The following is a 24,275-nucleotide window of genomic DNA, read 5'->3' on the forward strand; positions in this document are numbered from 1 at the left end:
GGCAAGCTTATTGTGTGCATAATACACATATATCCCGATTAACTGAAGGTGAAAACATGAAAGCAGCGATCGTTTCTGCGGCGGGTGAACTGCCGGTGTACGGTGATTTCCCTGAACCTCAGGCTGATGAAAACCAGGTTGTGGTGACGGTCAAAGCCGCAGCCATCAGCCAGCTGGCCAAATCGCGGGCCGCAGGGACGCACTACAGCTCAGCGATGCAGTACCCGTTTATCACCGGCATTGATGGCACCGGCTACCTCAGCAATGGTGACCCGGTGTATTTCCTTGCGTTTAATGCCCCCTGGGGCAGCATGGCGGAGAGAACTCAGGTGTCGGCCGAGAGTATCGTGCCGCTACCAGAGACCCTGGACCCGGTGCTGGCCGCTGCACTTGCCAACCCCGGAATGTCTTCCTGGGCCGCCTTAACGCGCCGGGCGCAGCTTGCGCAAGGCGAAACGGTGCTGATCAACGGTGCAACAGGGACCTCAGGTGGACTGGCGGTGCGCATCGCCCGCCATTTGGGAGCCGGGAAAATCATCGCCACCGGGCGCAATCGCGAAGCGCTGGAGCAGCTGCGCGCCCAGGGGGCGGATATCACCCTGACGCTGGATTCATTGCCGACAGCGCTGCCAGCGCTGATGGCGGAAGGCATCGATGTGGTGCTGGATTATCTCTGGGGCCAGAGCGCGCTCGATATCATGCAGGCGGCCGTCGCCGGTGGTGAGAAGGTGGTGCGTTTTGTGCAGATTGGTTCGCTGAGCGGTCAGGAGATCCCACTGCATAGTAAATTACTGCGTTCATCAGGGCTGACTCTGATGGGGAGCGGCCTTGGCAGTGTGTCCCACTCAGAACTGGTGGCCTGTATCGGTGAGTTGCTGACCGCAGCTGCGCAGAGCGATTTCTCCATTCCCTTCCAGATGCGTCCGTTGAGTGAAGTGCACGACGCATGGCGTGAAGATGACAGCCGCTGCCGCACGGTATTTACCCTCTGACGATCGGGAAGTGAAAAGGGGTTTTGCAAACGTTTGCTTTCATTCGGCATCGGTTTAAAATTGCCCCTTTGTTGTGATTGAGAACGTCCACCATGTCCGTCAATACCGCTGAGTCCCGCCAGCCTGCCAGTGCCGCAACCGCGGCAAAAAGTGAACTGATTTATCGTCTTGAAGACCGTCCACCGCTACCGCAAACGCTGTTTGCTGCCTGTCAGCATCTGCTGGCGATGTTTGTGGCGGTGATTACCCCGGCATTACTGATCTGCCAGGCGCTGGGTTTGCCCGCGCAGGATACGCAGCACATTATCAGCATGTCGCTGTTCGCCTCGGGTGTGGCGTCTGTGCTGCAAATTAAAACCTGGGGGCCAGTCGGATCGGGCCTGCTGTCGATTCAGGGTACCAGTTTTAACTTTGTGACCCCGCTGATTATGGGTGGCATGGCGCTGAAAAATGGCGGAGCCGATGTGCCCACCATGATGGCCGCACTGTTCGGTACCCTGATGGTGGCCTCCTGTACCGAGATGGTGCTGTCGCGCGTGCTGCATCTGGCGCGCCGCATTATCACGCCTTTGGTATCGGGCATTGTGGTGATGATCATCGGCCTGTCGCTGATTCAGGTCGGATTAACGTCTATCGGCGGTGGCTTTGCGGCGATGAACGACCATAGTTTTGGCGCGCCGAAAAATCTGCTGCTGGCCGGTGCGGTACTGCTGGTGATCATACTGCTGAATCGCCAGCGTAATCCGTATCTGCGCGTCGCCTCACTGGTGATTGCCATGGCGGTGGGCTATCTGCTGGCGTGGGCGCTGGGGATGCTGCCGGAAAATACCACCCCGACCAATCAGGCGCTGGTTTCGGTACCCTCTCCGCTTTATTACGGTCTCGGCTTTGACTGGAATCTGCTGATTCCGTTAATGCTGGTATTTATGGTGACCTCACTGGAAACCATAGGTGATATCACCGCCACGTCCGATGTTTCTGAACAACCGGTGAGCGGCCCGCTGTACATGAAACGCCTGAAAGGGGGTGTGCTGGCGAATGGCCTCAACTCTTTTGTATCGGCATTGTTCAATACGTTTCCAAACTCCTGCTTTGGCCAGAACAACGGCGTGATCCAGCTGACCGGCGTAGCCAGCCGCTATGTCGGTTTTGTGGTCGCACTGATGTTGATTGTGCTCGGCCTGTTTCCGGCAGTCAGTGGCTTTGTACAACACATCCCCGAGCCGGTGCTGGGCGGCGCGACCATTGTAATGTTTGGTACAATTGCCGCATCCGGTGTACGCATCGTTTCTCGCGAACCGCTAAATCGTCGCGCCATTATGATTATCGCGCTGTCACTGGCGGTGGGCCTGGGCGTTTCACAGCAGCCACTGATTCTGCAGTTCGCACCAGACTGGCTGAAAACCCTGCTTTCCTCGGGTATTGCTGCGGGTGGTATCACCGCTATCGTGCTTAACCTTATCTTCCCACAGGAAAAGTAATCTTCCGGGCAGGCTGATGCCTGCCTGATATTTATCCGCTTTTACATCCAGGCTGTTGAGCTGCAACGGTAATTCAGGCATAACAGCATCTTACCGGATAAAAGATCGGGATGGATGCGATGAAATTTCTTGGAAAGTTTTTCCTTACCTTACTGCTGCTAATTCTGCTGGCCTTTGTCATCCTGTATGTGTTGCTGCAAACACAGTGGGGTGCAGGTTGGTTTAGCCGTTGGGTGAGTGACAAAACTGACTGGCATCTGTCCCTCAGCAAAATCGAACATAACTTCTCTGCGCCTTCGCACATCATCCTTGATGACTTTAGCTTCGGTCATGACGGCCAGCCCGCTGTGCTGGTCGCCAAACGCGTCGATCTCGGTCTGGCACTGGTGCAGTTCAGCGATCCGCTGCACTTCAGCAGCATTGAATTACGTGATGGCGAAATTAACCTGGCTAACCTGACCCCGGATAGCGCGTTGCCGATGCAAGCCAATCGCCTGCAACTCAATAACATGCGGATCGACAGCCCAGGCAGTGCGCTACCGATGTTTGCGCGCAAAGTAAACGGTGGTGTTCTGCCGTGGAAGCCGACGGCCCGCGATATGCTCGGCAACGACGCACAGTTCCAGATGAGTGCCGGTGAAATGACGCTGGATGGCGTACGCGGTAATAATGTGCTGTTGCAGGGGAATGTGGCACAGCACCGCCTGGTGCTGAGTAATATCGGTGCCGATCTGGCGCGCGGATCGATGACCGGTGATGCGGAGCGCGATGCGCAGGGCAACTGGAGAATTAACCAGCTGCGCCTCAATGATATCCGCCTGCAAACCCATAAAGGCTTGCTCGATTTCCTCAACCCTATCAGTGACGTGCCATCGGTGACAATTAATCGCCTCGATATGACAGATGCGCGCTTGCAGGGACCAGACTGGGCGGTGACGGACCTCGATTTAACCCTGAAAAACCTGACCTGGCGCGGTAATGACTGGCAGAGCGATGACGGTTCGCTGGCGATGAACGCCGGAAACTTTATTAACGGTGCCTTTGAGCTGAACGATCCCATCGTCAATGCCGACTTTTCACCACAAGGCATTGCCCTCACGCAATTCAGTTCACGCTGGGCCAATGGCGTAATACGCGCCAGCGGTAACTGGACGCGAAGCGATAAACGTCTGACCCTGGATGAACTGGCGGTGGCCGGGCTGGAATATACGCTGCCGCAGAACTGGCGCGACCGCTGGCAACAGAGTTTGCCGTCCTGGCTCGATAGCGTGCTGCTGAAACGCGTGACGGCCAACCGTAACCTGATCATTGATATCAATCCGGCATTTCCGTTCCAGATGACCGCGCTGGACGGCAGTGGCGAAAACCTGTTGCTGGCACGTCAGCAACAATGGGGGATCTGGGCGGGTAAAGCCAGTTTCAACGCCGCCGAGGCCACCTTTAACCGCACCGATTTACGCCACCCGTCGATTAGCCTGAGCGCAGACGATCAGCAAATTCAGGTCAGTGAGATGAGCGCCTTTAACGGCAGCGGCTTACTGGAGGGCACGGCGACTGTCGGCCAACAGGCGCAGCGTCCGCTGACATTGCATCTGAAAGGGCAGGCGGTTCCGGCGAATATCCTGGAAAACTGGGGCTGGCCAGCGCTGTCGTTGAATGGCAATAGCAACCTGTTGCTTCAGGTGAATGGTTCACTGAACGCAACGTCGCCATTGCGCCCGAGCATCAATGGCACTCTGTCGGTAACGACGGATACCCAGTCAGTGCAGCAGACCATGCATGCCGGGCAGGTTCAGTAATCTCCCATTGCGGCGCGATACATCGCGCCGCTACGCGCTAATCAATACGCGCGCCGGAGCCACCCTCTTCCAGTGGCCCCTGGGGATCGGCAGGTAACACGATATACACCCCTTCAAATACCGCGCCCAGCTCCTCATCACCAAATAGCTCAACTTCCATCTGCACGCGCGCTTTGCGTCCACGCGCCAGGCGATCGAGATCGCCGCTCAGCGAGCCTAGATCAGCGATCGCACCCGGACGGCCACTGATCGGTTTGCTGTATCGAATATGCGCATCGGCCAGAATGATGGTGCCGCCCAGATGACGTTCGCGCAGCAGCAACCAAATCAAGCCCCAGCCAGTGAGCGTAGCCAGCGAGAACAGGCTACCGGCAAACAAGGTATGGTGCGGGTTCTGGTTACCGGTTTCCGGCATGGTGGTGGCAAACTTCTGTCCGGTATATTGCAGGATACGCACACCCATCTTTTCACTCAGCGGAATATGCTCATACCAGGCCTGCTGCAGCTGCCCACACCAGTCGGCGCGATGCAGAATATCGTCCAGCGTCACCACCGGTTTGATCATCAGAAAATGACGTACCGGCGTGGTTTGCGGTGCCGTGATTTCCCCCTGATTGACGAAGCCCAGCTTGGCGAAGAACTCGACGGCATCTTCGCGCGCGCTACAGGTGACGCGTTTTGCCCCTTCCTGGCGTGCCACCGACTCCAGCGTCATCGCCACCAGCGTTCCCAGGCCTTTGCCCTGCACCGACGGATGCACAGCGAGGAAGCGGATCGCCGCTTCATTTTCAGCATTGATATATAACCGCCCGACCGCCACAGGCTTGCCCTGCTCATCCACCACCATCTGATGATGAGCCAACGCATCCCAGGCATCCCGCTCGGAACCCTGCGGCTGACGCAACGGTTTACGTAACATTTCCCAGCGGAACTGGTAGTACATATCCAGTTCTTCAGCAGTTTGCGGTACGCGAAGATGATACATAAAGTGATTCTCTCGTTCGGAGCTTACGTGGCTGATCCCTTGCCGCTCGGCTGAAAATCTCACACCTGCAACCAAAAGGTCACCGGACCATCGTTAACCAGCGCTACCTGCATATCGGCAGCAAAGCGGCCATTGGCTGTTGTCACGCCCTGCTCACGGCAGCACGCACTAAAATAGTCATAGAGGCGCTCGGCTTCAGCCGGTTCCGCACCACCAGAAAAGGAGGGCCGCATGCCTTTTTGCGTGTCGGCTGCCAGCGTAAATTGTGATACCACCAGCACGCTGCCACCCGCCTGTTGCACATTGAGATTCATTTTGTCGTTCTCATCGCCGAAGATGCGATAACCCAGAACGCGCTCGCACAATCGCTGTGCTTTTTTTTCATCGTCGCCCTTTTCAACACCCAGCAACACCAGCAAACCGGCACCAATCTCTCCCACAATCGCGCTGTCGACGCTGACACTGGCGCGACTGACGCGTTGAATCAAAGCAATCATGTTTCCTCTCGTTCTTTTTCTCGTTCCCGCTGTTTTAACTGACGATAGTCATCCAGCGTGACGGTGATTTCTGCACCTAACAACACAATACACCAGGTCCAGTAAACCCATAGAAACAGAATAGGGATTACCGCCAGCACCCCGTAAATTAACTGATACGAGGGAAACATCGTAACATAGAGCGCGAAGCCTTTTTTGCCCAGCTCAAACAGCAGGCCGGCTACCACCGCCCCCACCAACGCATCGCGCGCAGGGACACGGCGTGTTGGTACGATGCTGTACAGCAGCCAGAAGGCGAGAATCGAGAGGAGTAAAGGGAAGATACGTAGTACCTGCTCTATCAGGCTATTGACGCCCGAGACGTTTACCCAGCGCAACGACAGCAGATAAGAGCTGATGGCCAGACTGGCCCCCGCCAGGAGCGGCCCGAGAGTCAGGATCATCCAGTAGACGGCAAACGAATACACCACCGGCCGCTTTTTATCACTGCGCCAGATGACGTTTAGCGCGCTATCGACTGAATGCATCAGCAGCAACGCCGTGACGATCAGGCTTACCGCCCCCACCGCGGTCATTTTATTCACGTTGGCGACGAACTGTTCCAGATAGCGCTGGATGGTGTTGCCCGCCGCAGGCATGAAGTTGGTGAAGATGAAGTTTTTCAGCTGCTCGCTAATGTCGGAGAACACCGGAAATGCGGCGAACAACGCAAACACCACCGCAACCAGAGGTACCAGTGCCAGCAAAGAGACGTAGGCAAGATTGCCCGCCTGCGTCGTCATGTTGTCTTCATCAATGCGCCGCCACAGCAGCTTTACCCACAGGAGAAATGCGTGCGAGGAGTGGCGCAGATGTCGTATCAGCATCAGTCAGAGACGGCCTGCAAACCAGGCGGGCACGGTTTTATTGTCGGTAACCAGCACGCTATCAATGCCAAGCAGGCGCGCGGCCTCAATGTTGGCGTGGTTATCATCGAAGAACACCGCCTGATCAGCGGTAAAACCTTCATTCTCCAGGACATGCTGATAGATACGAGCCTCAGGTTTGCGCATACCGACATCCTGCGACATATAGAGAGTGTCCGCTGCCTGTTGCACCTCGGGATATTGCGTCGGCCAGAACTCATAATGCAGGCGATTGGTGTTAGAAAGGATCACCACACGATGACCATCCGCACGCAGCTTATTCATCACCGCCAGCGTGTCCGGACGGACATCAATAAACACCGCCTGCCAGCCGGTGGTGAACTGTTCATAACTGAGCGCAATATCCAGCTGGTCGCACAAACGGGCCGCGAAATGCTGATCGCTGATCTCACCCCGTTCGTGTTGTTCAAAAGCTTCATCCATACGAAAGCGGCTTTGTAACATCGCCAGTGGAACGCGCCCAAGGTCACTCCAGACGCCGAGCACACGGTTGAAATCAATATCAACAATCACATTGCCTAAATCAAAGATGTAGAGCATGACGCCTCCTTTATATTCCCTGGATCATTCACTCTAGCGGCAAAAATGGAGGCTGAACAGCGATGGTGCGGGCTAAATTGGCAAACCGGAAGCGGGATCAACTTGCAGGAATTGAGGGTTGTTGCGGATTGCAGGCAGAAAAAAGCCCCGCATGCGGGGCTTAAGATTCAGACAGTTTCGCTTAGTCTTTGCTGCCGCGAGACGCACGCTTACGGTCGTTCTCGGTCAGATGACGTTTACGAATACGTACTGACTGCGGAGTTACTTCAACCAGTTCATCGTCATCGATAAACTCGATAGCCTGCTCAAGCGTCATCTTAACTGGCGGAACCAGAGTCGTCGCTTCATCAGTACCTGACGCACGCATGTTGGTCAGTTTTTTACCGGTCAGGCAGTTTACAGTCAGGTCGTTAGAACGGCTGTGAATACCGATGATCTGGCCTTCGTAAACTTCCGCACCGTGACCCAGGAACAGCTTACCGCGATCCTGCAGACCGAACAGGGCGAAGGCTACCGCTTTACCCTGACCGTTGGAGATCAGTACGCCGTTCTGGCGCTGGCCCACTTCACCCGGACGAACGTCATCATAGTGGCTGAAGGTGGAGTACAGCAGACCGGTACCTGAAGTCATGGTCATGAATTCGTTACGGAAACCGATCAGACCACGGCTTGGGATCACGTAGTCAAGACGCACGCGGCCTTTACCATCCGGATCCATGTTTTTCATGTCGCCTTTACGCTCACCCATCGCCATCATCACAGAACCCTGGTGGGTCTCTTCGATGTCCAGGGTCACGTTCTCGAACGGCTCCTGCTTACGACCTTCGAACTCACGGAAGATAACTTTCGGACGGGATACCGCCAGCTCGTAACCTTCACGACGCATGTTTTCGATCAGCACTGACAGGTGCAGCTCACCACGGCCAGAAACGCGGAACGCATCAGCGTCAGCAGTTTCTTCAACACGCAGTGCCACGTTGTGTACCAGTTCTTTGTTCAGACGCTCCAGAATCTGGCGCGAAGTCACGTATTTACCTTCTTTACCGCAGAACGGTGAGGTGTTTACGTTAAAGAACATGGTAACAGTCGGCTCGTCCACGCTCAGGGCAGGCAGCGCTTCAACATTCTGCGGGTCACAAATGGTGTCAGAAATGTTCAGCTCACCCAGACCGGTGATCGCAATGATATCGCCAGCTTCAGCAACGGTGCTTTCGATACGTTCCAGACCGAGGTGGCCCAGCACTTTACCGACTTTACCGTTGCGGGTTTTGCCTTCGCTATCAATGATCGTAACCTGCTGGTTCGGCTTCACTTTACCGCGTTTGATGCGGCCGATACCGATAACACCCAGGTAGTTGTTGTAGTCCAGCTGAGAGATCTGCATCTGCAGCGGTGCTTCAACTTCAACCTGCGGCGGAGAAACACGGTCAACGATCGCCTGATACAGCGGGGTCATGTCGTCAGCCATGTCATTGTGGTCCAGACCCGCGATACCATTCAGCGCTGAAGCGTAAATGATCGGGAAGTCCAGCTGTTCGTCAGTCGCATCGAGGTTAACGAACAGGTCAAATACCTGATCCACCACCCAATCCGGACGCGCACCAGGGCGGTCAACTTTGTTGATAACAACAATCGGCTTCAGGCCGTGGGCGAAGGCTTTTTTGGTTACGAAGCGGGTTTGCGGCATCGGGCCATCCATCGCATCGACAACCAGCAGCACCGAATCCACCATGGACATTACGCGCTCAACTTCACCACCGAAGTCGGCGTGTCCCGGGGTATCAACGATGTTGATACGGTAATCATTCCATTTGATGGCGGTGTTTTTTGCGAGGATGGTAATTCCACGCTCTTTCTCCAAATCGTTGGAGTCCATTACGCGCTCAGTCGCTTCGGTACGGGCGTCGAAAGTACCGGACTGTTGCAGCAGTTTATCAACCAGGGTGGTCTTACCGTGGTCAACGTGCGCGATGATGGCGATGTTACGCAAATTTTCGGTCACAGCTTTGCCTCAGGCATTATAGAAATAGAAATAACGCGGTATTGTACACGGATTAAGCGGAAGACTGAACATGATCACAGATTTCGCCTAAAGTTTCTTGAAGTGCTGGTTTTTAGCACCAATTGCGGTGCATTAATCTGCACTGCGATGGCGTTTTGCACCACAATGGTGCTCAAATTCACCAGCAAGGCACCATTAAGGTGCATGCAATCCATCCTGGTGCAGCCGCCGACTCACTAAAGGGCGCACCACAGCACGATTTTACCTGTAATAAAAAAGTTGGCACAGAATTCGCTTTAGTATTTTCAAGCGAAAACGACAGTTGCACAACGGTTGAAGAGCTTGCCGAGATCTTTGGTTAGGAGATGTCAGAAACCATGGCACATTCCAGGCAACGAAGTTCTCTCACCACGACGACAATGACAATTTCCAGGAGAGTTGAGTATGTCCGCTGAACACGTTCTCTCGATGATGAACGAGCACGAAGTTAAGTTTGTTGACCTGCGTTTTACCGATACCAAAGGTAAAGAACAGCACGTTACTATCCCTGCTCACCAGGTTAACGCTGACTTCTTCGAAGAAGGCAAAATGTTCGATGGCTCCTCCATCGGTGGCTGGAAAGGCATTAACGAATCAGACATGGTGCTGATGCCGGACGCAACTACTGCTGTTCTGGATCCGTTCTTCGAAGACCCGACGCTGATCATCCGTTGTGACATCCTTGAGCCAGGCACCATGCAGGGCTACGATCGCGACCCGCGTTCAATCGCCAAGCGCGCTGAAGATTTCCTGCGCTCTTCTGGCATCGCTGATACCGTACTGTTTGGACCTGAGCCGGAATTCTTCCTGTTCGATGACATCCGTTTCGGTTCTTCAACTTCGGGTTCACATGTTGCTATCGACGATATCGAAGCAGCATGGAACACCGGTAAAGAATACGAAGGCGGTAACAAAGGTCACCGTCCGGGTATCAAAGGTGGTTACTTCCCGGTTCCTCCGGTCGACTCAGCTCAGGACATCCGTTCTGCCATGTGTCTGACTATGGAGCAAATGGGTCTGGTGGTTGAAGCTCATCACCACGAAGTAGCAACTGCTGGTCAGAACGAAGTGGCTACCCGCTTCAACACCATGACCAAAAAAGCTGACGAAATTCAGATCTACAAATACGTTGTTCACAACGTTGCTCACGCTTACGGCAAAACTGCAACCTTCATGCCGAAGCCAATGTTTGGTGACAACGGTTCAGGTATGCACTGCCACATGTCTCTTTCTAAAGGCGGCGTGAACCTGTTCTCTGGCGACAAATACGGCGGCCTGTCTGAAACTGCTCTGTTCTACATCGGCGGTATCATCAAACACGCTAAAGCCATCAACGCCCTGGCTAACCCGACCACCAACTCTTACAAGCGTCTGGTCCCAGGCTACGAAGCGCCGGTAATGCTGGCTTACTCAGCCCGTAACCGTTCTGCTTCAATCCGTATCCCGGTTGTTGCCAGCCCGAAAGCTCGTCGTATCGAAGCGCGCTTCCCGGACCCGGCTGCTAACCCGTACCTGGCATTCACCGCACTGCTGATGGCTGGCCTTGATGGCATCATCAACAAGATCCACCCTGGCGATGCGATGGACAAAAACCTGTATGACCTGCCGCCGGAAGAAGAAGCTGAGATTCCAAAAGTGGCTGGTTCACTGGAAGAAGCGCTGAACTGCCTGAACGAAGACCGCGAGTTCCTGACCCGTGGTGGCGTGTTCACTGATGACGCTATCGACGCGTACATCGAACTGCGTAAGTCTGAAAACGACCGCGTTCGCATGACTCCGCACCCGGTAGAGTTTGAGCTGTACTACAGCGTTTAATCCTATGGAATATTCGGCGGATTTCGTGTTGCAGCCAGGCGGCAACTGAAAGAATCCCGGGGAGCTGAGACAGCTCAGTGACCCGGGTGAGTGAGGGCAGCCAACGCGGCTGCGGCACGAAAGACGCAGAAGATTTTTTGTTGCCGTGGAAACTTTCAGCCCATCTCCGGATGGGCTTTTTTCTCCACGAATTCATCGTTCAAATGACGGGTTTTACCACCAAAGGCTATAATGCACTGAATTAGTGCAGAGGAACGCTGTATGGCAACTGGCACGCTGCCCGATGCGGGGCAGATTCTCAATTCCCTGATAAACAGTATTTTGCTGGTCGATAATGAACTGGTAATTCATTACGCCAATCCGGCAGCACAGCAATTACTGGCGCAAAGTTCAAGGAAATTATTCGGCACGCCGTTACCTGAATTAACCGGCTATTTTTCGCTGAATATTGAGGTGATGCGCGAGAGTCTTGAGGCTGGCCAGGGCTTTACCGACAGCGAAGTGACCTTAGTGGTAGATGGCCGCGCGCATATTATGTCGCTCACGGCTCAACGTCTGCCCGATGGCTTGATTTTGCTGGAAATGGCGCCGATGGATAATCAGCGTCGTCTCAGCCAGGAACAAATTCAGCATGCTCAGCAGGTCGCCGCCCGCGATTTGGTACGTGGTCTGGCGCATGAAATTAAAAACCCGCTGGGAGGTTTACGTGGCGCCGCGCAGTTATTATCCCGCGCCCTGCCCGACCCTTCGCTGAATGAATATACCAAAGTCATTATTGAGCAGGCCGATCGCCTGAGAAATCTGGTCGATCGTTTGCTTGGCCCGCAACAGCCCGGTTTACATGTCACCCAAAGTATTCATCAGGTGGCTGAGCGCGTGGTCAATCTGGTTTCGATGGAGTTGCCGGATAATGTTTCGCTGGTGCGTGATTACGACCCCAGCCTGCCGGAACTGCCACACGACCCGGATCAAATTGAGCAGGTTCTGCTGAATGTAGTACGCAACGCGCTTCAGGCGTTGGGTGAAGAAGGCGGCACGATTATTATCCGCACCCGCACCGCGTTCCAGTTAACGCTGCACGGGGTACGATATCGCCTGGTGGCACGCATCGATATTGAAGATGACGGCCCAGGCATTCCGGCTCAACTGCAGGATACGCTGTTCTATCCGATGGTGAGTGGGCGCGAAGGCGGCACCGGTTTAGGTCTGTCGATTGCGCGCAGTCTGATCGATCAGCATTCAGGAAAAATAGAATTTAACAGTTGGCCTGGTCACACCGAATTCTCGGTTTACCTGCCTATTCGCCAGTGAGGTTTCTATGCAACGAGGGATAGTCTGGATCGTCGATGACGATAGCTCCATCCGCTGGGTGCTTGAACGTGCGCTCACTGGAGCCGGTTTGAGCTGTGCAACTTTTGACAGCGGCAACGAAGTGCTGGAAGCGCTCTCGACCAAAACCCCAGATGTTTTACTGTCAGATATTCGCATGCCGGGCATGGATGGGCTGGCGCTGCTTAAACAAATTAAACAGCGTCATCCGATGCTGCCGGTCATCATTATGACGGCGCACTCGGACCTCGATGCCGCCGTCAGCGCTTATCAGCAGGGAGCATTTGATTACCTGCCAAAGCCATTCGATATTGATGAAGCGGTTGCGCTGGTAGAACGCGCTATCAGCCATTATCAGGAGCAACAGCAGCCGCGCAATCAGCCGGTCAGCGGCCCAACCACCGATATTATCGGTGAAGCCCCGGCAATGCAGGACGTGTTCCGCATTATTGGCCGTCTGTCGCGCTCCTCCATCAGCGTGCTGATTAATGGTGAGTCGGGTACCGGTAAAGAACTGGTGGCACATGCCCTGCATCGCCACAGCCCACGCGCTAAAGCCCCCTTTATCGCGCTGAACATGGCGGCGATACCGAAAGATCTGATTGAGTCCGAGCTGTTTGGTCATGAGAAAGGTGCATTTACCGGTGCCAATCAGATCCGCCAGGGACGTTTTGAGCAGGCCGATGGCGGCACGCTGTTTCTTGACGAGATTGGCGACATGCCGCTTGATGTGCAGACGCGTCTGCTGCGCGTACTGGCCGATGGTCAGTTCTATCGGGTGGGTGGCTATGCGCCGGTGAAAGTGGATGTCCGTATCATTGCGGCAACCCACCAGAACCTGGAAATGCGGGTTCAGGAAGGCAAATTCCGTGAAGACTTGTTCCATCGTCTGAACGTTATTCGTGTCCACCTGCCACCACTGCGTGAGCGTCGTGAAGATATTCCACGCCTGGCACGCTATTTCCTGCAGGTAGCTGCGCGTGAGCTGGGTGTGGAAGCGAAGATTCTGCATCCTGAAACCGAGGCTGCGCTGACCCGTCTGCACTGGTCAGGTAACGTGCGCCAGCTGGAAAATACCTGTCGCTGGTTGACAGTGATGGCGGCGGGCCAGGAAGTGTTGATCCAGGATCTCCCCGCGGAGCTGTTTGAATCCAGCGCACCAGAAAGCCCGGTGCAATCGCTGCCGGATAGCTGGGCTACGCTGCTGGCTCAATGGGCGGACCGTGCGTTGCGTTCCGGTCATCAAAACCTGTTATCTGAAGCACAACCGGAGATGGAGCGTACCCTGCTCACCACCGCGTTGCGCCATACGCAAGGCCATAAACAGGAAGCGGCACGTTTGCTGGGATGGGGGCGTAATACCCTGACGCGCAAATTGAAAGAACTCGGGATGGAATAAACGGGTAAAAAGGGAGCGCTTGCTCCCTTTGTTGTTTTATATCACGCGTGAAAATTGCTGTTGGCGTGCCTTTTGCCGCAGGTACACATCAAAACACATGCAAATATTGCGTATCAGCAGGCGACCAATGCCGGTAACCCGTAAACCGCCCTCATGCTGCTCCAGCAAGCCATCTGCCACCAGCGGTGCCAGTAAGCCCAAATCATCCGCGAAATAGCGCTTAAAAACGATTGGCCATTGTGCCTCAATAGCTGCGTAGTCGAGTGCGAAGTTGCAAATCAGCGTCTTGATCACATCACGACGCAGGCAATCATCTTCACTCAGGGTCAGACCGCGCCACAACGCATTACCCTGTTCCTCAACGCTGGCGTACCAGGTGTTCAGATCTTTATGATTCTGCGCGTAGCTGTCACCCAGCATGCTAATCGCCGACACACCCAGCCCCAGTAAATCCGTGTCACCCTGGGTGGTATACCCCTGAAAATTGCGGTGCAACTCACCTGCTCGTTGGGCCACCGCCAATTCATCGTCGGGACGCGCGAAGTGGTCCATACCGATAAACTGATAACCTTCGCCAGTCAGGGTGGCGATGGTCTGCTGTAAAATTTCCAGTTTCTGCGCTGCGCTGGGCAGCTCATCGTCTTTGATTTTGCGTTGCGCGGCGAAAAGCGCAGGCATATGCGCATAATTAAACACGCTGAGGCGATCGGGATTGAGGGCAACAACACGTTGCAGGGTAAAGGCAAAGCTTTCTGGCGTTTGCAGCGGCAAACCGTAGATCAGGTCGATGCTGACTGAGCGTAATCCCTGGTCACGCGCACGTTGCATCAACGCGAAGATCATCGCCTCATCCTGCACGCGATTGACCTTCTCCTGTACCACCTTATTGAAATCCTGTACGCCCATGCTGAGACGATTGAAACCCAGCGAGCGCAGATGATCGATCATCTCCAGCTCAATTTCGCGCGGATCGACCTCGATCGACATCTCCACGTCATCAGCCAGCGTAAAATGGCTGCGTAACAAGCCCACCAGCCGGCTTACCTGCTGCTGATTAAGGAAGGTTGGCGTACCGCCACCCCAGTGCAGCTGGGTGACGCTGCGGCCCGCAAACAGCGGTGCACGCTGCTTAATTTCCTTCTCCAGCACATCAAGGTAGCGATCGGCTTTGTGCAGCTGACGCGTCACGATTTTATTGCAGCCACAGAAGTAGCACAGGCGATGACAAAACGGGATATGAACATACAGTGAGAGCGGCCGATCAGGATAGCGCGTCACCGCCTGCTGAAAATCGGCTTCGTCAAAATTTTCACTGAATTCCAGCGCGGTAGGATAGGAGGTATAGCGCGGACCGGCGTAATTGTATTTTTCAATCAGCCGCTGATCCCACTCAATCTGCTGCGATGACATGCTCACTCCTTACGGTGACGTCGTCTGAAGGCGGGCCGCGAAGCAGAAGAGTGAACAGGGTGACGCACAGAAACCCGATGTAAACGCGACTTCAGACGCGACAGGCGGCGTAGTTTAAACAATAAGCTGATTAGATAACATGCCAGCAGCAGCGCTAAAATTGATCCAGGCCAAAACATCGGTGAATACCTGATTAGCGTGGCATGCGTGAATACGCATGCCGATCAAAATGGGGCTTATTTACCCTTCAGCAGGCGCATCATATCTTCTTCTGCCTGCTCATCATCGTCAGCATCATCATCAAGCGCGATACCTAGCGTTTCCATCAGCTCATCGATGCGATCCAGGGTTTCGTCCAGCCAGGCCTGATCTTCGCCACTCAGGGTCTCACCACTTTCCAGACGGTCCAGCAAGGTATCCAGACGCTCATCATTTTCCAGTTTCGCCAATTCTTCCTGCGGGGTAAGACGGACTTTTTCCGCTTTCGGCTTAGGTGTCGGCTTTTTCACCACGGATGTTTGTCCATCGGCCACTAAGGCCACCGGCTTTTTACTGCCAAGACGCGGATCCTGAGCTTTTTTAGCCTGACCACTACCCGTGGCCTGTTTTTCTGGATTAGCACGGCTGCCAGCAACATGGCCGCGATGCTTTTTATCACGTTTGCGGTCGCGCGCTTCGATATTCAAATCTTCACGCGATTTACGTTTCGCTTTAGCGGCGGGTTTACCGCGTGTTGGTTGTGCAGGTTGCTTCATGGTGTTGGGTCTCGGCAATTTTTAATCAGTATATACCCGCCATATTACGGGCTGGTGTGGTGAGTGCGCTTTTCGCCTTCCCACCGCCCGAATGATTTAAGGTATAGAATTGCGGCGAAATCTAGCAGAAAGCAGACAAAGAAAAAAGGCGACAGCCTATGCTGTCGCCTTATTTCGCACCTTCATACGAAGGAAACACGAGATAAATCCATTATGGCTCACAACGTCCCGGTTGCTCCCTCGCCAAATCGCTCCTGCGAATTTCCCTGTCCTTTTCCGATTTCTCTCCGAATCGCTTCCTGCCTGCTCCTCGTCACCCCCGACACTCCTGAGCACATCGTCCTGATGGGTGCTACCTTGCACTGACACCAAATGTAGACTACTCGGTAAAATGAACAAGTAAGACTCTTCTTTAATTTGTAGAGGAAAAGGCAGAGTATTTTATAATCATTTGAATTTAATGAATAAAAAATTACCTTCAGGTAAAGGGAGTAGGTAATGACTGGCAGCACTTATCACACATCTCTTACAAAATGGCGCGTTAAGACGCCATCGGGCACTTTTGCGCCATAACAGGTATACTCTGCCCAATTGCCCGAATCACTTTGCCGGAGTTTTACTTTGTCTGCTTTGAATTATCACGTCACCCATTTCATCCTCAGTGCCCCGGATATTCGCCACTTACCCGCAGATAGCGGTATTGAAGTGGCTTTTGCTGGTCGCTCGAATGCAGGCAAATCCAGTGCGCTGAATACCCTGACCAACCAGAAAAGCCTGGCCCGTACCAGTAAAACGCCGGGGCGCACTCAGCTCATCAACTTGTTTGAGGTGACGGAAGGCAAACGTCTGGTGGATTTACCGGGTTATGGCTACGCCGAAGTGCCGGAAGAGATGAAGCGCAAATGGCAGCGCGCATTGGGTGAATATCTGCAAAAACGCCAGGCACTGAAGGGATTGGTGGTACTGATGGATATCCGCCATCCGTTAAAAGATCTCGACCAACAAATGATTGAATGGGCGGTCCAGAGCGAAATCCCGGTTATGTTGCTGCTGACCAAAGCCGACAAACTGGCTTCTGGCGCGCGTAAAGCACAACTGAATATGGTGCGCGAAGCATCACTGGCCTTTCAGGGCGATGTGCAGGTGGAGATGTTCTCTTCGCTGAAGAAACTGGGCGTCGATAAACTGCGCGATAAACTGGATAGTTGGTTTAACGAGCTGGAACCGGCACAAGAAGGTGAAGGCGACGACACCACGGCATAACCTGCCTGCGGGTTAATCACCCGCTTTTTCAGATAAAGCCCAATAAAAAACGCCCCAGTCATAAATGACTGGGGCGGCTAATATTCAGCCAAATCCGATTACGTGAAGTAAAAGGTCTGAAAGATAGAACATCTTACCTCTGTACCCTACGCGAGAAACTTTACCTGATTTTTCCTGACCAACAAAGGGTTTTTTGTTGTTTAGTTTCAGGAATCGACATCATTTTTACCAGGTTCGTCACAAAAACGCGTACCAACTGTAGTTTAATTACCAAAAAAATGCTTAGACGTTAGGTAGTTACAAAACGCGCATTTTACAGGCCGCTTTTGCATTGTGCTGAACCGATTAAGTAAACTTTTTTCTTATGACATTGTCGTAAGCGGCATTTCACCGCTTACGGGTGACAACTTAGTGTGCCTGGTCCCAGTTATCGCCAATGCCGACCTCAACCTGAAGCGGTACAGCCAGCTTCATACTGCCTTCCATCAACTGACGTATCTTTTCGCAGGCAGCATCCACCGCATCCTGATGGATCTCAAAAACAAGTTCATCGTGTACCTGCATGATCATTTTTACCGCGTCATCATTCTGCTGCAGTAACCAACCATCAACAGCGATCATGGCCCGCTTAATGATGTCGGCAGCGGTCCCCTGCATTGGTGCGTTGATGGCTGCACGTTCCGCAGCTTTACGACGGATAGCATTGCCGGATTTGATATCCGGCAGCCATAAGCGTCGACCATCCAGAGTCTCAACGTAGCCTTTTTCTGCCGCCTGTTCCCGTGTCTCTTCCATATAACGCAATACGCCCGGATAACGCTCAAAGTAGAGGTCCATATACTTTTTCGCTTCACCAGCGCCAATATTCAGCTGACGTGACAGGCCAAAAGCGCTCATCCCGTAAATTAAGCCAAAGTTGATCGCCTTGGCGCTGCGACGCTGTTCACCAGACACCTTGCCAAGCGCCACGCCAAACACTTCTGATGCGGTTGCACGGTGGATGTCCTCACCCTGAGCGAAGGCATCCAGCAACCCTTTATCCTGCGACAGATGCGCCATAATACGCAGCTCAATCTGTGAATAGTCCGCAGCGACAATACGTTTATCCGGCCCGGCAATAAATGCCTGACGGATGCGTCGCCCTTCGTCATTACGCACCGGGATATTTTGCAGATTAGGATCGGTCGAGGACAGACGACCCGTTGCCGTTACCGCCTGATGATACGAGGTATGCACGCGACCAGTAACAGGGTTAATCATCAGCGGTAGTTTGTCGGTATACGTCGATTTCAGCTTCGACAAACCACGATGTTCCAGAATCACTTTTGGCAGTGGGTAGTCCAGCGCCAGCTCTGCCAGCACCTCTTCGCTGGTCGATGGTGCTCCACCTGGGGTTTTTTTGGTGGGTTTGATACCCTGTTTTTCAAACAGAATGGTTTGCAGCTGCTTAGTAGAGGAAAGGTTGAACGGCTCACCCGCCAGCTCGTGCGCTTGCAGCTCCAGTTCCGCCAGGCGTGTGGTCAGCTCCTGGGAATGTTTCGCCAGGATATTTTGATCGATGAGCACGCCGTTACGTTCTACCCGGGAGATGACCTTCAGCAGTGGCATCTCAATCTCTTCAAAGATTTTTTTCGGTCCGGCTTCTTTCTCCAGCTCAGGCCACATTTTCAGGTGCAGCTGCAGCGTCACATCCGCATCTTCCGCAGCATAATGCCCCGCTTGCTCGATCGCGACCTGGTTGAATGTCAGCTGGTTTTTACCTTTCCCGGCGATTTCTTCAAACGTCACGGTTTTATGATTCAACCAACGTGCTGCCAGGCTATCCATATCATGCTTACCGGCAACACTGTTCAGGCAATACGACTCCAGCATCGTGTCGAATTTAATACCGTTCAGTTCGATATCGTAGTTCTTCAGTACGCCACGATCGTACTTGAGATTTTGCCCGACCTTGAGAGCCTTACTGTCTTCCAGCAGCGGTTTTAGCTGTGCCAGCACCGTTGCGCGATCCAGTTGATCAGGTGCATCGAGATAATCATGCGCTACCGGCAAATAGGCTGCTTCACCCGGTGCCACAGCAAAAGCGAGGCCCACAATATTGGCGCTCAGGGTATCAAGTGAATCCGTTTCCAAATCAAAAGCAAAAACGTCGCTTTTTTGCAGCTTCTTCAGCCAGCTGGTAAAGGTGTCTTCATCAAGAATGGTGACGTAACCATCGGATGACAATACGCTCACGGTCTCTGCTTTAGCCACCGGTTCATCCGGTAATGCTTGCTGAGCCTGTGCATTGTTCTTTTTACCCTGTAGCCATTTACCATCCTGCAAATCAACCAGCCAACGTTTGAATTCATAACGACCAAACAGAGTTTGCAGTACTGCGACATCCGGCTCATTTACCGTCAGTTGTTCACAGGTCAGTTCCAGTTCGACATCGGTTTTGATGGTTGCCAGTTGATAGGAAAGAAATGCCACATCACGATTCTGTTCCAGCTTGGTCGCCATGGTTTTAGCACCGCGGAATGACAGGTCGGCCACTTTCTCCAGGTTGTCATAGATGGACTGCATGCCTCCCAATCCTTGCAGCAATGCCTGCGCGGTTTTTTCTCCCACACCCGGTACGCCGGGAATGTTGTCCGAGCTATCGCCCATCATGGCAAGGAAGTCGATAATCAGGGAAGGCGGTACACCGTATTTCTGTTCGACTTCTTCTGGCCCCAGGACCGTATTGGTCATGGTGTTAATCAGGGTGATACCCGGCGTAACCAACTGGGCCATATCTTTGTCACCGGTACTGATCAATACCGCTCGCCCTTGCTTTTCGGCTTCCAGTGCCAGCGTGCCGATGACGTCATCAGCCTCTACGCCAGATACCGCCAGTAGCGGTAATCCCATCGCCTTTACCATTTCATGCAACGGTTCGATCTGCGCGCGCAGATCATCAGGCATGGGGGGACGATGAGATTTGTAGTTCTCGAATAACTCGTCGCGGAATGTTTTTCCTTTCGCATCGAAGACCACGGCAACGTGGCTGGGTTGATACTGCATCAACAAGCTTTTCAGCATGTTGAGCACACCGTACATTGCGCCAGTTGGCTCACCTGCACTATTGGTCAGAGGCGGAAAGGCATGATATGCACGGTAGAGATAGGATGATCCGTCTACCAGAATCAGGGGATTTTCTGCAATGTGCGCCATAAGTTTGATTTTTCTTCGTTGCGATTAAGAGATGTATAAGGATGCCATAACCTGAGGCGAATGTTGAATTTGCACCTGTCGAAGTGGTGTTTTTTACTCAAAACACAGCAGGGATCGCAAGGATCAGATTGTGGATAACTTTGTGCGTAAATTTCATAACGTATTGTTATTTACGTTATTCGCAATCGTTTACCTTATAAAAAAACCTAATTTTCAATAGGTTATTTACTTTCTGTGATGAGAGACATCTTTTTAAAAAGATGATCATCCATGTGGATATTAACCACAGGGTTAACAGTAAGAAGGAATATAAAGGAGAGTCCGATGGAAAAAACGCCGACTAAGTCGGCGTTGATTTGCTGGCTAAATTAGTTCTTTTCCACCAGGAATTTTACGACATTGCCGTAATCGGCAACAAAATTATCCATCGAGCTGGTGTCGAGGCCACCGTTGTTGACCATATATTTGCCGTTAATAAACATCGCCGGCACACCCTGCAGATTCACGTCAGATGCTGCTTTTTCCTGCTGAGCAACCAGTGCTTTAACTGCAAAGCTGTTCCACGCTGCATCATAATCTTCAGAAGAAATACCTGCCGCTTTGATAAAGGTATCTTTCAGGCTGGCTGCATCGGTGACGGTCTGCGTTTTCTGAATACCATCGAAAATTGGAGCCGAGACTTTGTCTTCAACACCCAACGCCATCGCCACCGCCCATGCGTGTGTCACTACCGGACCGAAATCACCGCCAAGGAAATCAACGTGATATTTGGTCACTTTCGTATTCGCGGGCAGATTCTTTTTCACCGCATCACTAACGTGATAAATGCGTTCAAACTGGTAGCAATGGGGGCAGAAGAAGGAGAAAAACTCCATGACCTGCGGCTCACCGGCGACAGGTTTCGGCAGCGTGACATACTGTTTGCCGTCGGTAAATTGTGCCGCAGAGGCGCTAAATGCCAGCATTAAACCTACCAGCGCGAACCAAATCTTTTTCATCGTGAAAAATTCTCCTGACTGCTTCATTAAAATTGCGGGCTAAGCTGCAACGGCGGTTCGTGTAACAGCTTCTCCTGCTCGGTGAAAAGTATAATTTGCCGACGCCAAAAATCTTCATCGGTCATCCACGGAAAGGCACGCGGAAAAGCAGGATCCTGCCAGCGACGCACGACCCAGGCTAAATAATAAACCATGCGCATCGCGCGTAAAGGCTCAATCAGTGACAATTCATGTATATCGAAGTCACTGAATTCATTGTAAGCCTCCAGCAAAATATCCCACTGAATAAGTTGCTCCTGACGATCGCCATTCACCAGCATCCACAAGTCCTGGATTGCCGGTCCAGTACGCGCATCATCAAGATCGACAAACATCGGTCCATCACGCCACAGAATATTGCCGGGATGGCAGTCACCGTGTAAACGTAGTGGTTGCCATTGCGTATTCCATCGCTGCTGTAACGTGTGATAAAGCTTATCTACAGCAGCCAGCAACGGATCTTTACATGCATTCGGTACCAGCATGCTTTGTTCCAGCTGCTGACGCGGCTGCACAATATACTCATCCAGGCCAATAGTCGGCCGTTGCTCAAAATGCTGCTGACGGCCTGTTTGATGGATTCGCCCCAGAAAACGGCCAACCCATTCCATCTGTTCTTCATTATCGGTTTCATACTGCCGACCGCCCAGGCTGGGAAATACGGCAAACATAAATCCTGCATGGCTGTTCAGCGTGCTTCCCCGTAGTTCCAGGGGGGCAGCAACAGGGACTTCATCGGCCAGTAGATCATGGGCAAACTGATGTTCTTCCAAAATCTGGCCAGCGCTCCAACGCTGTGGGCGGTAAAACTTCACCACATAGCGACGCTTTTCATCGTCACTGAATTGATAGACGCGGTTTTCGTAGCTATTAAGGGCGGTTAAGCCAGATTCGACGCGCAGACCTGTCTCCCAAAGTGCATCAAGGATGACATCGGGATTCAGTGTCTGGAAATTAAAGGCTGCTTCGCTCATCATTTGGCCTGTGTGTTACCTTTGCTTTAATGCGCAAGGATAGCACTACTCATCATCCTTAATCACACCGCGTGCGCGTAATAGCGCGGTTTTGAAGTCCACTTCATAATCCTTTTTCAGCCCGGGAATCTCAGCATCACTGCCTGCATCACGCATTTTGAGATGGTAAATCAATATGTCGTCTGTTAATTCACTTAATGGGCCACTGAAACCTGATTCCTGCGCCAATTTTTGTAAAAATGCCAACAGGTTAAGTTCAGACTCCTTCTGCCATGCCGGTTGCAGGAGTTCGAGCAGTTCGTTGAGACGGTGATATTTCATCATTCATTCCTTTATGCAGGTGTTGGGCTGCCGACCTGTAAGTATCGTCCACTATGAGTAAGGAGACGAAAATGACAGCATTAACCGGCGTGATTCTGGCTGGTGGCCAGGGACGCCGCATGGGTGGTGAGGATAAAGGATTGATGCTTCTGCGGGGTGAGCCCCTTTATCAACACGTTCTGCGGCGTTTTCGGCCGCAGGTCAATATTGTGTTGATAAGTGCCAATCGTAACATTGATCGTTATCAGGCAAGTGGTTGTCAGATTGTTACCGATTCACTACCGGATTATCCCGGCCCGCTGGCGGGTATGCTAAGCGGATTACGCCACAGCCAAACCGAGTGGGTAGCGTTCTGTGCCTGTGATACACCGTGGATCCCTGATGATTTTGTCGCACGCCTCTGGCAACAAAAGGCTGAAGCGCCAGCGGTGTGGGTTAAATCCTCTCTGCGTGATCATCCAGCATTGGCTTTGGTGAATCGTTGCTTAGCGGATAATCTCGAAGCCTGCCTGCTTAGCGGAGAACGCCGTCTGATGCGATTTTTGCAGGAAAATGGTGGTCATGCTGTGACCTTTGCAGATTCTGAATCGGCGTTTCGCAATATCAATACACCTGACGATCTACTGGATGAGGAAATGCCATCATGACGATACCTTTGCTGGCGATCGCCGCCTGGAGCGGGACAGGTAAAACCACGTTGTTAGAGAAGGTTATTCCCTTACTTAAAGCTCAGGGGATCCGTCCAGGACTGATTAAGCACACACATCATCATATGGATATCGATACGCCGGGAAAAGATAGTTATCTGCTACGAAAAGCGGGAGCCGATCAGGTGATCGTTGCCAGCAATCAGCGCTGGGCTTTGATGTGCGAGACGCCTGATGAGCCGTTAAACCTGAAGCAACTGGCATCACATATGGATAAATCGATGCTGGATTTGGTGCTGGTTGAGGGTTTTAAAGATGAGCCAATTGCAAAGATCGTACTTTGGCGTCCAGGTGTTAAAGGCGAGGTAGAGGATTTGCTTGATAAGTATGTAATCGCAGTGGCAAGTGATGCTGAGCTGGAACTTCCAATAGCATCTCTGGATATTAATCAGCCAGAACAGATCGCTGAGTTCATTGCCCGGTGGCTCGCTTCACAGGGTAACACATGAATTTTCTCTGATTTTCAGAAGTAAAAAAGCCCTGAACTTTCGTTCAGGGCTTCTTCACTTGATTGATGCCTGGCAGTTCCCTACTCTCGCATGGGGAGACCCCACACTACCATCGGCGCTACGGCGTTTCACTTCTGAGTTCGGCATGGGGTCAGGTGGGACCACCGCGCTACAGCCGCCAGGCAAATTCTTTCTGCTCTGTCCTGTGTCTTTTGCACTGCTGCTGCGTTGGCTGCATTCGCGTAAGTCAGTCACATACTTATGTATGCTCCTTCCTTCCGTCTCTTTTGCCGCCTTGCTTCAGCGCAAAATCCTTCGGACTTCAATCCGCAGGACATAACTGAATCCGGTAAACAATGC

The 24,275-nt window shown here is 52.7% G+C and carries 21 protein-coding genes and 1 rRNA gene; 9 read left to right on the plus strand and 13 right to left on the minus strand.

The features are described 5' to 3' along the window. The first annotated feature begins 56 nt into the window (after positions 1-56). From CUN67_RS19800 to CUN67_RS19810, 3 genes are all read left to right on the plus strand, one after another. The gene (locus CUN67_RS19800; RefSeq protein WP_208716948.1) at positions 57-992 is read left to right on the plus strand and encodes a quinone oxidoreductase family protein; all 936 of its coding nucleotides are present in this window, start codon (positions 57-59) and stop codon (positions 990-992) included. Positions 993-1,084: 92 nt separating this feature from the next. Beyond that, positions 1,085-2,473 carry a nucleobase:cation symporter-2 family protein gene (locus tag CUN67_RS19805; RefSeq protein WP_208716949.1) on the plus strand — a complete coding sequence of 463 codons (1,389 nt, stop codon included), beginning with the start codon at positions 1,085-1,087 and terminating at the stop codon, positions 2,471-2,473. Between the two features lie 119 nt (positions 2,474-2,592). Then, positions 2,593-4,272: an AsmA family protein gene (locus tag CUN67_RS19810; RefSeq protein ID WP_208716950.1), complete on the plus strand. Its 1,680-nt coding sequence runs from the start codon at positions 2,593-2,595 to the stop codon at positions 4,270-4,272. 37 nt (positions 4,273-4,309) lie between these two features. Here the strand turns inward: CUN67_RS19810 and fabY are convergent, their stop codons facing one another. The 5 genes from fabY to typA all read right to left on the minus strand — a co-directional run bounded on the left by fabY (position 4,310) and on the right by typA (position 9,222). Next, a complete protein-coding gene (fabY, locus tag CUN67_RS19815) occupies positions 4,310-5,257 on the minus strand; it encodes a fatty acid biosynthesis protein FabY (RefSeq protein WP_084878029.1) in 948 nt (315 codons plus the stop codon). A 59-nt stretch (positions 5,258-5,316) separates the two neighbouring features. After that, positions 5,317-5,754, minus strand: a complete 438-nt coding sequence (gene dtd / locus CUN67_RS19820) for a D-aminoacyl-tRNA deacylase (RefSeq protein ID WP_084878032.1) — start codon at positions 5,752-5,754, stop codon at positions 5,317-5,319. Then, the gene (locus CUN67_RS19825) at positions 5,751-6,620 is read right to left on the minus strand and encodes a virulence factor BrkB family protein (RefSeq protein WP_208716951.1); all 870 of its coding nucleotides are present in this window, start codon (positions 6,618-6,620) and stop codon (positions 5,751-5,753) included. The genes dtd and CUN67_RS19825 overlap by 4 nt, the downstream gene beginning before the upstream one ends. Positions 6,621-6,623: 3 nt before the next feature. Next, positions 6,624-7,220, minus strand: a complete 597-nt coding sequence (yihX, locus tag CUN67_RS19830) for a glucose-1-phosphatase (protein ID WP_208716952.1) — start codon at positions 7,218-7,220, stop codon at positions 6,624-6,626. Between the two features lie 181 nt (positions 7,221-7,401). Continuing rightward, positions 7,402-9,222 (minus strand): ribosome-dependent GTPase TypA, encoded by a 1,821-nt coding sequence (typA, locus tag CUN67_RS19835; protein WP_208716953.1) that lies wholly within the window; start codon positions 9,220-9,222, stop codon positions 7,402-7,404. Positions 9,223-9,666: 444 nt separating this feature from the next. On the opposite strand from typA, the gene glnA reads away from it, so the two are divergent. The 3 genes from glnA to glnG all read left to right on the plus strand — a co-directional run bounded on the left by glnA (position 9,667) and on the right by glnG (position 13,804). Beyond that, positions 9,667-11,076 (plus strand): glutamate--ammonia ligase, encoded by a 1,410-nt coding sequence (glnA, locus tag CUN67_RS19840; RefSeq protein WP_084878041.1) that lies wholly within the window; start codon positions 9,667-9,669, stop codon positions 11,074-11,076. A 261-nt stretch (positions 11,077-11,337) separates the two neighbouring features. After that, positions 11,338-12,387 carry a nitrogen regulation protein NR(II) gene (gene glnL, locus CUN67_RS19845; RefSeq protein WP_013511065.1) on the plus strand — a complete coding sequence of 350 codons (1,050 nt, stop codon included), beginning with the start codon at positions 11,338-11,340 and terminating at the stop codon, positions 12,385-12,387. A gap of 7 nt (positions 12,388-12,394) precedes the next feature. Next, on the plus strand, positions 12,395-13,804 hold the full coding sequence (glnG, locus tag CUN67_RS19850) for a nitrogen regulation protein NR(I) (protein WP_084878044.1): 1,410 nt from the start codon (positions 12,395-12,397) through the stop codon (positions 13,802-13,804). A 36-nt stretch (positions 13,805-13,840) separates the two neighbouring features. Here glnG and hemN read toward each other — a convergent pair whose 3' ends face one another. Further along, the gene (gene hemN, locus CUN67_RS19855; protein ID WP_208716954.1) at positions 13,841-15,214 is read right to left on the minus strand and encodes an oxygen-independent coproporphyrinogen III oxidase; all 1,374 of its coding nucleotides are present in this window, start codon (positions 15,212-15,214) and stop codon (positions 13,841-13,843) included. 236 nt (positions 15,215-15,450) lie between these two features. After that, complete coding sequence (gene yihI / locus CUN67_RS19860; RefSeq protein ID WP_208716955.1) at positions 15,451-15,969, minus strand: Der GTPase-activating protein YihI; 519 nt, start codon at positions 15,967-15,969, stop codon at positions 15,451-15,453. 621 nt (positions 15,970-16,590) lie between these two features. Between yihI and yihA the strand changes: the two genes are divergently transcribed. Then, positions 16,591-17,232 carry a ribosome biogenesis GTP-binding protein YihA/YsxC gene (yihA, locus tag CUN67_RS19865; RefSeq protein ID WP_208716956.1) on the plus strand — a complete coding sequence of 214 codons (642 nt, stop codon included), beginning with the start codon at positions 16,591-16,593 and terminating at the stop codon, positions 17,230-17,232. Between the two features lie 84 nt (positions 17,233-17,316). Here yihA and CUN67_RS30780 read toward each other — a convergent pair whose 3' ends face one another. The 5 genes from CUN67_RS30780 to CUN67_RS19885 all read right to left on the minus strand — a co-directional run bounded on the left by CUN67_RS30780 (position 17,317) and on the right by CUN67_RS19885 (position 22,759). Beyond that, positions 17,317-17,364, minus strand: coding sequence for a spot 42 RNA, inhibition of DNA synthesis (locus tag CUN67_RS30780; RefSeq protein ID WP_071892919.1), 48 nt, complete (start codon positions 17,362-17,364; stop codon positions 17,317-17,319). Between the two features lie 276 nt (positions 17,365-17,640). Continuing rightward, positions 17,641-20,427: a DNA polymerase I gene (polA, locus tag CUN67_RS19870; protein WP_208716957.1), complete on the minus strand. Its 2,787-nt coding sequence runs from the start codon at positions 20,425-20,427 to the stop codon at positions 17,641-17,643. A 368-nt stretch (positions 20,428-20,795) separates the two neighbouring features. Beyond that, complete coding sequence (gene dsbA, locus CUN67_RS19875) at positions 20,796-21,425, minus strand: thiol:disulfide interchange protein DsbA (protein ID WP_208716958.1); 630 nt, start codon at positions 21,423-21,425, stop codon at positions 20,796-20,798. 26 nt (positions 21,426-21,451) lie between these two features. Then, entirely contained in the window at positions 21,452-22,438 is a 987-nt protein-coding gene (locus tag CUN67_RS19880) for a serine/threonine protein kinase (RefSeq protein ID WP_208717280.1), read from the minus strand. Positions 22,439-22,483: 45 nt separating this feature from the next. Continuing rightward, the gene (locus CUN67_RS19885; RefSeq protein WP_208717281.1) at positions 22,484-22,759 is read right to left on the minus strand and encodes a YihD family protein; all 276 of its coding nucleotides are present in this window, start codon (positions 22,757-22,759) and stop codon (positions 22,484-22,486) included. A gap of 71 nt (positions 22,760-22,830) precedes the next feature. Here CUN67_RS19885 and mobA point away from each other — a divergent pair, with 71 nt between their 5' ends. Next, on the plus strand, positions 22,831-23,406 hold the full coding sequence (gene mobA / locus CUN67_RS19890) for a molybdenum cofactor guanylyltransferase MobA (RefSeq protein ID WP_208716959.1): 576 nt from the start codon (positions 22,831-22,833) through the stop codon (positions 23,404-23,406). Beyond that, a complete protein-coding gene (gene mobB, locus CUN67_RS19895) occupies positions 23,403-23,915 on the plus strand; it encodes a molybdopterin-guanine dinucleotide biosynthesis protein MobB (RefSeq protein WP_208716960.1) in 513 nt (170 codons plus the stop codon). Before mobA ends, mobB begins: the two co-directional genes overlap by 4 nt. Positions 23,916-23,982: 67 nt before the next feature. Here the strand turns inward: mobB and rrf are convergent. Beyond that, positions 23,983-24,098: ribosomal RNA gene (rrf, locus tag CUN67_RS19900) — 5S ribosomal RNA — on the minus strand. Positions 24,099-24,275: the final 177 nt, after the last annotated feature.

This window comes from Pantoea cypripedii (assembly GCF_011395035.1).
Lineage (GTDB): Bacteria > Pseudomonadota > Gammaproteobacteria > Enterobacterales > Enterobacteriaceae > Pantoea > Pantoea cypripedii_A.